Below are 14,195 nucleotides of genomic sequence, written 5' to 3' on the forward strand. Positions count from 1 at the left end.
ACGCTGGCGTGACGGCTGGGCGATCGGCGAGGGTGGCGGCGCCGAGTGTCACGCTGGCGTGGCATTCACCGCCGAGTGTCACGCTGGCGTGACGGCTGGGCGATCGGCGAGGGTGGCGGCGCCGAGTGTCACGCTGGCGTGGCATTCACCGCCGAGTGCCACGCTGGCGTGACAGACAAAAGAGTCAGTCAGGTAGCCCGCGGCGTACCCAACCCATTACGCCGTCAGCAGCGGCGCCATCCACGTCAATTCGGCCGGCAACTGCGAGCTCCAGAATCCGCCGTTGTGCCCGCCCGGCGAGAAACCGCCTGCCGGCGGGTTGGGCAACTGGGCGATGAACTGCTTGGTCGCCGCATAGAACTGGTCGCTGTCGCCGCAGTCGATCCGGATCGGGATCGACGCCAGCGCCGGCATGCCCCACACCGAATTGGCCGCGTAATCCTCGGGTCCGTCGAACGCGCCCGGCGCGGCCGCCCCCGGCGAGGTCCATAAGGCCGGGCTCACCGCACAAATCGCCGCGGTGCGCCCCGCTCCCAATCGCCCGCCGAGCAACAGCGCGCCGTAGCCGCCCATGGACCACCCCAGGAATCCCACCCGCGAGGTGTCCAGTCCCTGCGCGTCCAGAATCGGCATCAGCTCGTTGAGGACCATCGCCCCGGCATCCTCGCCGGAGGCCCGCTTGTGCCAGTAGCCACCGCCGCCGTCGACCGCGACCACCGCAAACGGCGGCAGGCCGGCGTTGACCGCCTGCGCCACGCCCTGCTCGACGCCTCCGGCCATCACCGTGGCGGCGTCGTTGCCCTTGCCGTGCAAAGCGATGATCGGCCGCAGCGGCTTGGTCTGGCCCGGCGGCCGGGCGATCGCCCAATTCGTGGACACCCCACCGCGCGCGGCCGACACGAACGACCCGGTCGTCATCGTCGGAGCCACCTGTCCGGACGGCGCCGGATCCAGCGGCCGTGCCGGGGCCAATGGAACGTTTGTCCCAGTCTGGGCCATCGGTGCAGCCGCGGACTCACGGGCCTGAAACAGCATGTCGAACGCATATGCGCCGACTGCGCCGCCTACCGCGCTGACGCCGAGGCCCAACACGGTCCGACGGCTGATGTCAGGCATGCGGGCCATCATGCCATGTCCGTTTCGCGAAAATGGCAATGCAGTACCACTTTGACTGGCAGCATGGGTGGACGTGACAGCAGCAGTTACTCCAAAAGGAGAACGTCGGCGGTACGCGCTGGTGAGCGCTGCCGCCGAGCTGCTCGGCGAGGGCGGGTTCGAAGCGGTACGTCACCGGGCTGTCGCCCGGCGGGCGGGCCTGCCGTTGGCGTCCACCACTTACTACTTCTCCTCGCTGGATGATTTGATCGCCCGCGCGGTCGAACACATCGGGATGATCGAGGTGGCGCAACTGCGCGCCAGGGTCAACGCCCTGTCGCGGCGCCGCCGGGGGCCCGAGACCACCGCCGAAGTGCTGGTTGACCTGTTGGTGGGTGATGTGTCCGGCCCGGGACTCGCGGAGCAGCTGATTTCCCGGTACGAGCGTCATATCGCCTGCACCCGCCTGCCCGCGCTGCGGGAAAGCATGCGCCGCAGCCTGCGGCAGCGCGCTGAGGCGGTCGCCGAAGCAATCGAGCGGTCCGGCCGGTCGGTGCAGATCGAGCTGGTGTGCACGTTGATCTGTGCGGTCGACGGGTCGGTGGTCTCCGCGCTGGTCGAGGGTCGCGACCCGCGAGCGGCGGCATCGGCGACGGTGATCGACCTGATCGACGTGCTCGCACCGGTCGACCAGCCGCCGGTGCGGATCAGCCTCGCGGCCCCGGAGCCAAATCCGCCGGTAGCGACGGCGTAACGATGTGCCCGGTGGCCGCGTCCCCGTAGATGGTGATGTCGGCCGGGCGCCGGCTGGCATACAACGCCACATAGGCACAGACGACGGCGTCCACCGGATCCTCGGCCCGCCGTAGTTCGCTTTTGCGTTCGGCCGCAATGACTCCGCGTCGCAATGAGGTCCACTCGACGTTGCCGGTGACGTGCAGCGGCACCGGCGCGGTCGCCAGCGACTCGACGGCGTCCATCAGCCGCAGCAGTTCGGACTTCAGACCCTCGACGTCGCGCCCGGGCTTTGCCTTGTACTTCAGCGTCCGCGTCAGCCGAAACAACGCCACTGTCGCCGCGTGCGGGTAGACCTCGATCGCACGCCGGGCAGCTGTTGAGTACGGATCCAGGTCCAGCTGCAGCGCCCCGGCCAGGCGCGCCGCGCGCGGACCGTTGGAGAACTCCGGCTTTCCGGTGTTAGCCGGATGCGCACCCGCCTCGAACCTGCGGAAATCCCGGTTGAGTGCGGTCTCGGCGGGGCGCTGGCCCGTCGGGTTGGTCACCACCAGGGGCGCGTCGAAACCGACCAGGCAGTCGGCCTGAACACAGCGCCCCAGCGCCGCCAGCACCTGCGCGTCGTCGCGGACAGCACCGACGCTCAGCAGGACACCATCGTCATCCAGCACCGCCACACCGGTCGGGTTGCGGCCCGCCCAGGCCAGGTCCACGCCGGCGAAGAACATGGTTAGAGGTAACTAGCACGCGTTGGCGCTGCGTTCAGGGTGGCGCTTACTCGAACTTTTGCGCCACCAGCGCAGAGTCAGCCACGAGGCCGAGCGGCCGGCGCCATCAGCGCAGGGTCAACCCCGCACGCGCCACCAGCGCAGCGTCAACCGGGCAAGCGAACCGTAAGCTGTGTGCCTGTGAGCATTCCGAATGTGCTGGCCAGCCGCTATGCCAGCGCCGATATGGTGGCGATCTGGTCGCCGGAAGCCAAGGTGGTCGCGGAGCGGCGCCTGTGGTTGGCCGTGCTGCAGGCCCAGGCCGAGCTGGGGGTGGAGGTTCCCGCCGAAGCGATCGCCGATTACCAGCGGGTGCTCGAGGTCGTAGATCTCGTCTCCATCGCGGAGCGCGAACGGGTGCTGCGCCACGACGTCAAGGCCCGCATCGAGGAATTCAACGCGCTGGCCGGTCATCAGCAGGTGCACAAGGGGATGACCAGCCGCGACCTGACCGAGAACGTGGAGCAGATGCAGATCCGGCAATCGCTGGAACTGGTGTTCGCCCACGGGGTGGCGGTGGCGGCCCGGCTCGCGGAGAAGGCGGTGTCCTACCGCGACCTGGTCATGGCAGGGCGCAGCCACAACGTCGCCGCCCAGGCCACCACGCTGGGCAAGCGGTTCGCCTCGGCCGCGCAGGAGACGCTGATCGCGCTGACCAGACTGCGGGAGCTGATCGACCGCTACCCGTTGCGGGGCATCAAAGGGCCGATGGGCACCGCGCAGGACATGCTCGACCTGCTCGACGGCGACGCGGCCAAGCTCGCCGAACTGGAACGGTCCGTCGCCGCATTTCTCGGCTTCTCGACCGTGCTGACCAGCGTCGGGCAGGTCTATCCGCGTTCGCTGGACCACGACGTGGTCTCCGCGCTGGTGCAACTGGGTGCCGGACCGTCGTCGTTCGCGCACACCATCCGGTTGATGGCCGGCCACGAGCTGGTCACCGAAGGCTTCGCCGAGGGCCAGGTCGGCTCCTCGGCAATGCCGCACAAGATGAACACCCGCAGTTGCGAGCGGGTCAACGGACTGCAGGTGGTGCTGCGCGGTTATGCGTCCATGGCCGCCGAGCTGGCCGGCGCACAGTGGAACGAAGGGGACGTGTTCTGCTCGGTGGTGCGCCGAGTCACCCTGCCGGACAGCTTTTTTGCTGTCGACGGCCAGATCGAGACGTTCCTGACGGTGTTGGACGAGTTCGGTGCCTACCCCGCGGTGATCCAGCGTGAGCTGGACCGGTATCTGCCGTTCCTGGCCACCACGAAAGTGTTGATCGCGGCGGTACGCGCCGGGATGGGCCGCGAGTCGGCCCACCACGTGATCCGCGAACATGCGGTGGCCACAGCGCTGGCCATGCGCGAACGCGGCGCCGAACCCGACCTGCTCGACCGCTTGGCGGCGGACCCCCGACTACCGCTGGACCGGCCCGCGCTCGACGCGGCGCTGGCCGACCGGAACGCATTCACCGGTGCCGCCGCTGACCAGGTCGACGAGGTCGCCGGACTGGTGGACCAACTGGTCGGGCGTTATCCGGAGGCGGCCAAGTACACGCCGGGGGCAATTCTGTGACTGCTACTCGTGCCGACGCGCTGTCCGCGATCGATTTCACCGATCTGGACAACTTCGCCCACGGGTTCCCGCACGAATTGTTCGTCGTACACCGCCGCGAGGCGCCGGTGTACTGGCACGAGCCGACCGATAACACCCCGGACGGCGAAGGCTTCTGGTCGGTGGCCACCTACCCGGAAACCCTTGAGGTGCTGCGAGATCCAGCCACCTACTCGTCAGTGACGGGTGGTGACCGGCCATTCGGCGGCACGTTGTTGCAAGACCTGGCCATCGCCGGCCAGGTGCTCAACATGATGGACGATCCGCGGCATGGGCAAATCCGCCGGCTCGTCAGTTCCGGACTGACGCCGCGGATGATCAGGCGCGTCGAGGACGACCTGCGCGCCCGGACCCGGCGACTGCTCGACGCGGTAGTGCCGGGTGAGCCGCTCGACTTCGTCGTCGAAATCGCCGCCGAACTGCCGATGCAGATGATCTGCATATTGCTGGGAGTGCCGGAGTCCGAACGTCATTGGCTGTTCGAGGCGATCGAGCCGCAGTTCGACTTCGGTGCGTCGCGCAAGGCGTCGCTGGCGCAGCTCTCGCTCGAGGAAGCCGGGACGCGGATGTTCACCTACGGACAGGAGTTGATCGCCGCCAAACGCGCTGAGCCCACCGACGACATGTTGTCGGTGGTCGCCAACGCGACGGCAGCCGACGCCGATACCCCGGTCATGACCGATCTGGAGTTGTACCTGTTCTTCAGCCTGTTGTTCAGTGCCGGCGCTGAGACAACCCGCAACGCGATCGCGGGCGGGCTGTTGGCGCTGGCCGAGCATCCTGACCAATTCCATTCGCTGCGTTCAGATTTCGACCAGTTGCCGACGGCGATCGAAGAGATGGTCAGGTGGACCTCGCCGTCGCCGTCCAAGCGGCGCACCGCCACGCACGACGTCACCCTGGGCGGGCAGGTCGTCTCGGCGGGACAGAAGGTGCAGATCTGGGAAGGCTCGGCCAATCGCGACGACAACGTCTTCGACGCCGCCGACGTGTTCGATATCGGCCGAAAGCCTAATCCGCACTTGGGTTTCGGGCAGGGCGTGCACTACTGCCTGGGGGCGAATCTGGCCCGTTTGGAATTGCGGGTGCTGTACGAGGAACTGTTGTCGCGGTTCGCCGCCGTGCGGATCGTCGAACCCGTGGAATGGACCCGCAGCAACCGGCACACCGGCATCCGGCACCTGGTCGTGGAACTGCACGGGGCCTGATCCGGCTCGCGGTATCGAGTCCGGCACCGGAGCATGACCGGGACCGGCAACCAGATTTTCAGCCCGTGACCCGGCTAATAACGCCTTTGCCGGTTTAGGATGCCACTGCGGCGTGGGCACGGTGGTGGTGCGTGCGCCGTCGAGAAGTCGCCGGGGCTGGTGGCCGGCGAGCGGTGCCCGGTAGCAGGAGCAGCGATGGACGAGACACGGTTAGAAGCCGGTACGCAATTCGGCCCGTATCTGCTCAAGCGGGTGATCGGCAGCGGCGGTATGGGGACTGTGTACGAAGCACAGGACACCACCATGGACCGAGTTGTTGCGCTGAAACTCATTTCGGGTCCCTACGCCCAGGATTCGGCTTACCGGCAGCGGCTACAGCGGGAGGCCCGCATCGCCGGACGGCTGCAGGACCCGCATGTGGTGCCGATCCACTCGACCGGCGAGATCGACGGGCAACTCTATGTCGACATGCGGCTGATCAACGGCACCGACCTGGACACCCTGTTGCAGCGTTCCGGTCCGTTGCCGCCGCACAAAGCGGTGTCAATCGTGCGCCAGATCGCCTCGGCACTGGATGCCGCCCACGCCGCCGGAGTGCTGCACCGCGACGTGAAACCGGGAAACATTCTGATCACCGCCGACGATTTCGCGTATCTGGTGGACTTCGGTATCGCCAACGCGGCCACCGAAACCAAGCTGACCCAGATGGGTGACGTGCTGGGCACGTGGACATACATGGCGCCGGAAAGGTTCCGCGGCGACGGGAGCGCAGTCACCCCGCGATCCGATACCTACGCGCTGGCGTGCGTTCTGGTCGAGGCGCTCACCGGGAACCCGCCGTTCTCCGGCGATACCGCGACGCTGGTCGGGGCGCACTTGACCGAACCGCCACCCCGGGTGAGTTCCCGCATGGGACTGCCCCCGGCGCTGGACGAGGTGATTTCGCGCGCCCTGGCCAAGAACCCCGACGACCGATACGCCACCAGCGGCGAGTTCGCCCGCGCGGCGGAGGAGGCTCTCGCCAGCCTGGGCAGCGCGACGGCGACCTTCACCATTCCGGGTAGTTCCGCACCCACGGTGCAGACCACACCCGGACAGCAAACATCATCCACGCAACCGCCGGTTCAGCAACCCTGGGCACAGCCGACTCCCCAGTATTATCCGCCCGGCCCCGCCGGGCCCGGCGGCCCATCGACCTTCGGGCCACAGGCGCTGTCGGGCAAGCGTAATCGATGGCTGCCGATCGCAGCTGCCGTCGTGCTCGTCGTCGCGATCGTGGCGGGCCTGGCTATCTGGCAGCTGACCAAAGGTGATTCCACTGCGGATTCCACCGATATCAGCAAACTCGATGTGGGGCGCTACGGCACGAAGCCGCGGTCCCTGCCCGGTCCGGCCACTGCAGATGAAGGCCGCTTTTTGGAGGCCTACCGCCTTGCCGAGGGTGTCACCGACCCTTATGCCGTCGACCCCCTGCTGGACCATGTCTACGGACAGGCGGTCCCAGACCCGGAACTGGCTGCCACCGCAATTTCGGGTACCGGAACGCCACTGACGCAACCGGTTCTGCAGAAGTACGGGATGATCTCCGGATATTTCATCGAAGGGATCTCCAAGCGCTTCCAAGAGTTCGTCCGCGACCGCACCGGGGATCTGGCGGTGATCATGTTGACGAGCTTCCCCAACGACGACGCCGCCGCCCGGGCCGCCGTGGAGATGGACTCAGTGGACTTCGCCGTCAACCCCGAAAACCAGGCCACTCCCATACCTGGCTATCCGCAGGCCAAGGCTCATTATCGGCCCGGGTCCCCGTCGGTCGGCGCCACCATGGCCTCGGGCAGGCTGGTGATGTCCATTGCGGTTCGCAGCGACAACAACCCCGACCTGTCTTATCTGACCAATCGCGTGCAGCGGATCTTGGACCTGCAGTTGCCGCTGGTGGGCAGACTCATTCCGGGTGCCGGTGTCGACCTCACTTCGATGCCGATCGATCCCGATCGGATGCTCAGCCGACTTTTCTTCGCCGGAGACCAGCCCAGAGTGTCACTCAATTTCGGCAGTATGGGCCCGCATGCTGCCGGTTTCTGTGCAGACAGCCAAGCCCGCAAAGACGGTTTGTACGCTGAAGCCGGAATCGACCGGTGCGCGTTCAGCTCTGACAGCGTCTTGCTGCGGACCAAGGATGAAGAGGCCGCCAAGACGTTGCTGCCCAAGCTGGTCGAGGCCGAGCGGGGGGAGTACATGGACCACGAGGTGCCGCCGCCCAACGACATTCCCGGCGCCCGCTGTTACGAACAGAAACAGGAAATCGTGGCCGACAACGCCAACAGTCGGTTCGAGTGTGCGGTGAATTTCGGACGTTACATCGGGTGGGTGCACAGCAACGAGGACAAGGACGCGCGCCAGCGTGCGGCGGCGCAGTACGCCATCCTCGTCAACAGCGCCTGAGCCTGCGGGCATACGCCTGCGTGCCGAAACCGCAGGACGCCAAGAAATTGTTGAGAATGCTTTGAGGCCCGCCCACCAGATTGCTGTTCAACAGTGCAGCGAATCTGGGGAGTGCGGAGATGGTGGGTCCGGAAGCAACCGGGATAGCACAGGCCGTTCGGCCGCCGTTGCCGGCAACCGCGCACCTTGATCTGGTCTGCTGCCTGCGGTCGCAATTCGAAACCTACGGCGCTAGCCGGCATTTCGTCTTTCTGCGCGAGTCCGGACGAAGGATGATCGAAGAACGCGTCACCTTCGCTGACCTCGACCGCGGTGCCCGTGCGGTGGCGGTCTGGCTGAAGTCCCGCCCGGAGACCAGCCGGCCGGTACTGCTGTTGTTCGAGCCAGGCATCGAGTTTTGGATGACGTTCCTGGGCTGCGTCTACGCCGGTGTCGTGGCGGTCCCCGCGCCGTTGCCGCACGACGAACGCAGCTTGCAACGCGTCGCAGCTATCCTCCGCGACTCCGACAGCAGTCTGGTGCTGACTTCCGCCGAGCTGCGGGCCGTGATCGCCACGGGCATCGGCGCCCTCGGTCTCGATCGCCCGATCACCTGCAGCGCCGACGACGACCGACCACCCGTGAATGCCGATGCGTGGACGATGCCTGAAATCACGCCCGACACAGTCGTCCTGCTCCAGTACACGTCCGGGTCGACCGGTGACCCCAAGGGCGTCGCCGTCACCCATGACAATGTGTTGCACAACGAGGCGGTTATCGCGCACGCGCTGGACGTGACTGACCAAGCCGTAGTGGTCGGTTGGGTCCCGCACTTCCACGACATGGGTCTGTTCAGTGTGCTGCTTTCCTTCGTCACCGGCGCAAACGCTGTCACCATGTCGCCGCTGGCATTCCTCAAACAACCGCTGCGAATGCTGTGGGCCATCAGTGACTACCGCGGAACACATTCCGCTGCGCCCAATTTCGCCTATGACCTGATCGCGCGCCGGGTGACGCCGGAGCAACTCGCCGGGCTGGACCTCGCGTCGTGGCGAGTCGCGTTGAACGGTGCCGAGCCCATCCGGTGGCACACCATTGAACGGATCACCGGATTGCTTGCCCGGAACGGCTTTTCGCCATCGGCACTACGTCCGGCCTACGGAATGGCCGAAGTGACCCTACTGGCCACCGTCAGTCGCGGCGCACCGCGCCATCTCGACGCCGACACCGATGCCCTCGAACGCAATCGCTATGAAGCCGGCACGGACCACAGTGTGCGTCTGGTCAGTTCCGGTGAGCCGGGGCCGGGAATCGAGGTGCTCGTCGTCGACCCCGACACCCGCACGGTACTGCCCGATGGTCGGGTCGGCGAAATATGGTTGCGCAGTCGAAGTGTCGCCGCCGGCTACCACGGCAAGCCGGTCGAGACCGCAGACAGGTTTGCGGCATTGACCGACTACGGCACCGGCCCGTACCTGCGGACCGGCGACCTCGGATTCCTGCATGACGCGCAGCTCTACGTGACCGGCCGCCGCAAAGATCTGCTGATCGTCAACGGACGCAACCTCTACCCCCAGGACATCGAGGACTACGTCCAGACACTGCACCCGGCGTTGACGGGTGCACGGGGGGTCGCGTTCTCGGTCGACGTGGACGGCGGCGAACGACCGGTGGTGATTCACACCGTCAAGAGCAGCTTGCTCGGCGAGGTCACCTACGCCGAGCTGGCCGCCACAGTGAAGCGGTCCGTGGCAGGGGCTTTCGAGGTTCCCGCGCCCGTCGTGGTGTTCGTCGAACGCGGCGGCATCCACCTCACCACCAGTGGGAAGGTGCAACGAGCTTCGATGCGTACGGCGTTCCTACGTTCCCACCTGTCCCACGTACTGCACCACAGCCACAACGCCATCTGATGAGGAGCTTCGATGACTGCCCAACACCGTAACACTCTGCGCTGGTTGACTATTCGACTGGCTGCCGCCCTCGAAGTCGCACCGGCACTGGACCCCTTCGTACCCCTGGCGGACATGGGTGTCGACTCGGTGCGCGCGGTGAGCCTGGCCGGCGAGATCGAGACGCACTTCGACATCGATGTCGAGCCGACGCTGATCTTCGACTATCCCACCTTGTCGCACATCGCCGAATTCATCGGCACGGCCGTTGCAGAGCGAGTCGGCCGCGTCGACGAAGCAGTCGCATGATGACCGACATCGCCGTTGTCGGCCTCGACTGCCGTTTTCCCAGAGCAACTGACCCGGCCGCACTGTGGCAGCTGCTGCTCGAAGGCGGCGACGGGGTGGACGAGATCACCGCGTCCGAGCGCTGGGATGGCGCCGCACTGCAGAACTCCGGAATCCTCAACCACCGCAATGCCGGACTGATCGCCGAGGCCGACGCCTTCGACAACGACTTCTTCGGCATCACGCCGCGGGACGCCGCGGCAATGGACCCGCAGCAACGCCTGCTGCTGCACACCGCTTGGCGGGCAATCGAAAACGCCACGCTGGACCCGCGCGGACAGGCTGGTTCCCACACCGGCGTGTTCGTCGGTGTGATGGCGGCCGAATGGGCACATCTGCAGATGCGCGACTACACCCGGATCACCGCTCAAACCGGTTCCGGCAACGGCCACTTCATGACCGCCAATCGGCTGTCCTACCAGTTGGACCTCAAAGGTCCCAGTCTCGCGGTGGACACCGCGTGCTCATCCTCACTTGTCGCGGTGCACCTGGCGGCTCAGGCGCTGCGGCACCACGAATGTGACCAGGCCTTGGCCGCGGGGGTCAACCTCACCCTCACCCCGGCCATCAACGCGTTCTATACGCAGGCCGGGCTGGCCGCCCCGGACGGTCGCTGCAAACCGTTCAGCGCGGCGGCCGACGGGATCGGGCGCGGTGAGGGCGTAGCCGTCATCGTATTGCGCCGACTGGCCGACGCGGTGGCCGAAAACTTGCCCGTCTATGCCGTGATCAAAGGCAGCGCGGTCAACAGCGACGGCCGCAGCAACGGCGTCACCGCGCCGAATCGGTGGGCGCAGCAACAGGTTGTCGAAGCGGCCTGTCGTGCCGCCGGCATCGTCCCCGCCCAGATCAGCTTCCTCGAGGCGCACGGCACCGGGACGTTGCTTGGCGACATGATCGAGGTGAAGGCGCTGGCCCACGCCCATCGGCGGGGACGCGAAGAGCCCTGTGTGATCGGGTCCATCAAGGGCAACCTCGGTCACACCGAAGGCGCCGCCGGGATCGCCGGCCTGATCAAGGTGGTGCTCAGCCTGCATCACCGGATGGTGCCGCCCACGCGCTTCGCCGACGACGAGAACGCTGCGCTACGGCTGGGCGACGGTGGACTGCGATTGCTGTCCGAGCCCATGGCACTGCCGGCGGACGTGGTCTACGCCGGGGTGTCCAGTTTCGGTATCGGCGGCACGAACAGCCACGTGGTGCTCGCCAGCGCCGCTTCCGCGGCGCCCGTCCCGGCCACTACCGGTGGCGGGATCGTGACGCTGTCCGCTGACTCACCGGAAGGACTGCACCGCAACGCAGTTCGGCTTGCCGAGGACCTGGAGAACAGCACCGCACCGCTCGCGCAGTTGTGCTGGTCGACGAACAAGATCAAGGCGACCGGCAAGGTGCGCCTGGCATTGGCCGCCCGCGACCGCGCCGCAACCGTCGCGGCACTGCGCGCAGGAGACTTCGACACCGGTGCCGCCGGCGGGATTTCGGCGGGCTGGCTGTTCAGCGGACAGGGCACGCAGTATCCGGGCATGCACCGGGCGCTGTACGAGGACAGTGCCACATTCCGCGACGCGTTCGACCGGGTCGAAAGCACGATGCTGCCGTATCTCGGCGCACGCATCGGCCGGCTGATGGATGACGACCGCGTGCATCGCACCGAATTCGCACAGCCGGCGATCTTCGCCGCGCAGTATGCGCAGACGCAGGCGCTCGCCGCGGTCGGTGCCGAACCGGCTTGGCTGCTCGGCCATAGCATCGGCGAGTACGCCGCCGCGGTTGTCGCCGAGGTGTTCAGTCTCGAGGATGCCTGCCGACTGGTCGTGGCACGCGGACGTTTGATGCAGCGGCTGCCCGCCGGCGGCGGCATGTTGGCGATACACGCATCGGTCAACGAACTTCCGTTCCGCACAATGGATGTCGCGGCCGTGAACGGCGACGGCGAAATAGTGCTGTCCGGTGCGTTGGACGCCATCGAGCGCACGGCGGCATGGTGTGCCGAGGCAGGTATCCGCGCACGAAGGCTGGACGTGTCGCACGCCTTCCATTCGGAGTTGATGGAGCCGATGGTCGCGGAGTTCGCGGCCGTAGCCACGCAGTGCCGCTACCAGCTGCCGTTGATTCCGATGTTTTCCACTCTGCGCGGTGGCATTCCCGATCGCGACGAACCGATGGACGCGCAGTATTGGACGGCGCACGTCCGGGCCACCGTCCGGTTCGGTGCCGCGGTCACCGAAGCGCTACAGACGCACCCGACCCACCTGGTGGAGTTCGGTTCCCGGCCTACGTTGGCGCCGATGATCATCCGATCCCATCCGGATGCGCCACCCGTCCTGTCGGTGGCTCGCGGTGTGGCCGAAACCGCCGCGGCGCTGTACCGCGACGGACTGAACCCCGACTGGGACACCCTGTATCCCGCCGATGCCAGGGTGGCGCACCGACTCGGCGGATATGAATTCAGCACCGCGAACCGCTACCGGATCACCGAACAAGCCGGTCCAACGTCCCGGCACGACACCGGCACCGACACCGATAAGGAGCCCACGATGGAAAGTCTGGTGGCACTGTTCCGCGAGCAGGCGGCCGTGCTCGCCGCATATCGCGGTATCGACCTGCCGGCCGAGCTGACTACGCATCTCGAATCACCGTCGCAGGTGGACATCAGCGCCGTGGTGCGGGCCGAGATCGCCCGCGTCAGCGGGTTTCCCGCGGCGCGGCTACATCTGTCGTCGACCATCGTCGGCGACCTTGGATTCGACTCCATCATGGTGACCGATCTGATCAGCGGCTTGAAACGCAAGCTGCCCGGTCGCCAGGTTGATCTGGCGGCCTTCGGACCGGACACGATGATCGCCGATGTGGTTGCCATGGCCGGCGGCAGCGTAGGCGAGCCGGCCGAGGAAGCGACGCAGCCGCCCGCGGTCACCCCGCAATTCCGGATCAGCGATTTCGAGGAGGTCAAAGCGCTGGCAGAGCGGATCTCACTGGTCGACACCGCCGGCGTCGACAATCCGTACTTTGTGGTGAACGACGGCATCACCACCGACACCTCGATCATCAACGGTGTCGAGGTGATCAACTTCGCCAGTTTCAACTACCTGGGCCTGTCGGGTCACCCGGCAGTGGCTGAGGCCATGGCCGACGCAGTGCGCCGATATGGCAGCTCCTGCTCGGCGTCCCGCATGCTGTCCGGCGAGAAGCCGATCCACCGTGCGCTCGAACGCGAACTGGCCGATCTGCTCGGAACCCAGGATGCGCTGGCTCTGGTCAATGGGCACGCCACCAATGTGACGGTGATCGGACACCTGCTCGGCGACCGCGACCTCGTCATCCACGACAGTCTCGCGCATGACAGTATCGTGCAGGGCTGCAAGCTATCTGGGGCCACTCGCCGACCCTTCCCGCACAACAATGCCGCCGCGCTCGACGAGCTGCTGACCGAAATCCGGCACCAGTACCGCCGCGTGCTGATCGTGATCGAGGGCGTCTACAGCCAAGACGGGGACGTCGCCGACCTGCCCGCCTTCATCGAGGTCAAGAAAAAACACCAGGCGTTGTTGATGATCGACGAGGCGCACAGCATCGGTGTGCTCGGAGCCGCTGGCGGTGGCGTCGGGCAACACTTCGGCGTCGACCGCGCCGACGTCGAATTATGGTGCGGCACAATGTCGAAAGCGTTGGCCGGCTGCGGTGGTTACGTGGCGGGAAGCCGGGAGCTGATCGAATATCTCAAATACACCACGCCGGGGTTCATCTTCAGCGGTGGCCTACCGCCGGCCATCGCGGCCGCGGCACTTGCTGCAATCACGGTGATGCGCAGCGAATCAGGCCACCTGCAGCGTCTGCACGAGTCGTCGGCGCTGTTCTTGAGGCTGGCCCGGGAAGCCGGCCTGAACACCGGAGACAGTCAGGGCACCCCGATCATTCCGTGCATCGTGGGCAGCTCGATGACGGCGCTGCGGTTGTCGCACGCACTGCTCAGGCACGGCGTCAACGCCAACCCGATCCTCTACCCGGCCGTGCCCGAGGATCAAGCGAGGCTGCGGTTCTTCATCACCAGTCAACACACTGAAGAGCAGATCCGTTACGCGGTGCGGGTTCTCGCCGGGGAGCTCGCGCTCGTGCCGGCGGCGTGAGGA

The 14,195-nt window shown here is 66.5% G+C and carries 9 protein-coding genes; 7 read left to right on the forward strand and 2 right to left on the reverse strand.

From position 1 onward, the window contains the following. Positions 1 to 216: 216 nt before the first annotated feature. Positions 217 to 1,128: an alpha/beta hydrolase-fold protein gene (locus tag ACZYZ9_RS22170; RefSeq protein ID WP_463828430.1), complete on the reverse strand. Its 912-nt coding sequence runs from the start codon at positions 1,126 to 1,128 to the stop codon at positions 217 to 219. A gap of 55 nt (positions 1,129 to 1,183) precedes the next feature. Here ACZYZ9_RS22170 and ACZYZ9_RS22175 point away from each other — a divergent pair, with 55 nt between their 5' ends. Then, positions 1,184 to 1,849 (forward strand): TetR/AcrR family transcriptional regulator, encoded by a 666-nt coding sequence (locus tag ACZYZ9_RS22175; protein ID WP_463828431.1) that lies wholly within the window; start codon positions 1,184 to 1,186, stop codon positions 1,847 to 1,849. Here ACZYZ9_RS22175 and ACZYZ9_RS22180 read toward each other — a convergent pair. Further along, positions 1,803 to 2,558 carry a DUF429 domain-containing protein gene (locus ACZYZ9_RS22180; RefSeq protein WP_463828432.1) on the reverse strand — a complete coding sequence of 252 codons (756 nt, stop codon included), beginning with the start codon at positions 2,556 to 2,558 and terminating at the stop codon, positions 1,803 to 1,805. The two genes, ACZYZ9_RS22175 and ACZYZ9_RS22180, sit on opposite strands and share 47 nt — an antisense overlap. Positions 2,559 to 2,738: 180 nt before the next feature. Between ACZYZ9_RS22180 and purB the strand changes: the two genes are divergently transcribed. From purB to ACZYZ9_RS22210, 6 genes are all read left to right on the forward strand, one after another. Continuing rightward, positions 2,739 to 4,157 (forward strand): adenylosuccinate lyase, encoded by a 1,419-nt coding sequence (purB, locus tag ACZYZ9_RS22185; RefSeq protein WP_463828433.1) that lies wholly within the window; start codon positions 2,739 to 2,741, stop codon positions 4,155 to 4,157. Further along, on the forward strand, positions 4,154 to 5,404 hold the full coding sequence (locus tag ACZYZ9_RS22190) for a cytochrome P450 (RefSeq protein WP_463828434.1): 1,251 nt from the start codon (positions 4,154 to 4,156) through the stop codon (positions 5,402 to 5,404). The genes purB and ACZYZ9_RS22190 overlap by 4 nt, the downstream gene beginning before the upstream one ends. A gap of 195 nt (positions 5,405 to 5,599) precedes the next feature. Further along, a complete protein-coding gene (locus tag ACZYZ9_RS22195) occupies positions 5,600 to 7,849 on the forward strand; it encodes a serine/threonine-protein kinase (RefSeq protein WP_463828435.1) in 2,250 nt (749 codons plus the stop codon). Positions 7,850 to 7,968: 119 nt separating this feature from the next. Next, positions 7,969 to 9,738 carry a fatty acyl-AMP ligase gene (locus ACZYZ9_RS22200; RefSeq protein ID WP_463828436.1) on the forward strand — a complete coding sequence of 590 codons (1,770 nt, stop codon included), beginning with the start codon at positions 7,969 to 7,971 and terminating at the stop codon, positions 9,736 to 9,738. Positions 9,739 to 9,750: 12 nt separating this feature from the next. Next, complete coding sequence (locus tag ACZYZ9_RS22205; RefSeq protein WP_463828437.1) at positions 9,751 to 10,026, forward strand: acyl carrier protein; 276 nt, start codon at positions 9,751 to 9,753, stop codon at positions 10,024 to 10,026. After that, positions 10,026 to 14,192 (forward strand): aminotransferase class I/II-fold pyridoxal phosphate-dependent enzyme, encoded by a 4,167-nt coding sequence (locus ACZYZ9_RS22210; RefSeq protein ID WP_463828438.1) that lies wholly within the window; start codon positions 10,026 to 10,028, stop codon positions 14,190 to 14,192. Before ACZYZ9_RS22205 ends, ACZYZ9_RS22210 begins: the two co-directional genes overlap by 1 nt. Positions 14,193 to 14,195 lie beyond the last annotated feature (3 nt).

It is taken from the genome of Mycobacterium sp. IDUB_28, from assembly GCF_055419285.1.

Coding starts and splice junctions, on each gene's coding strand:
- ACZYZ9_RS22170 (WP_463828430.1), bottom strand. CDS start 1,128: ATGATGGCCCGCATGCCTGACATCAGCCGTCGGACCGTGTTGGGCCTC.
- ACZYZ9_RS22200 (WP_463828436.1), top strand. CDS start 7,969: ATGGTGGGTCCGGAAGCAACCGGGATAGCACAGGCCGTTCGGCCGCCG.
- ACZYZ9_RS22195 (WP_463828435.1), top strand. CDS start 5,600: ATGGACGAGACACGGTTAGAAGCCGGTACGCAATTCGGCCCGTATCTG.
- ACZYZ9_RS22180 (WP_463828432.1), bottom strand. CDS start 2,558: ATGTTCTTCGCCGGCGTGGACCTGGCCTGGGCGGGCCGCAACCCGACC.
- ACZYZ9_RS22210 (WP_463828438.1), top strand. CDS start 10,026: ATGACCGACATCGCCGTTGTCGGCCTCGACTGCCGTTTTCCCAGAGCA.
- ACZYZ9_RS22205 (WP_463828437.1), top strand. CDS start 9,751: ATGACTGCCCAACACCGTAACACTCTGCGCTGGTTGACTATTCGACTG.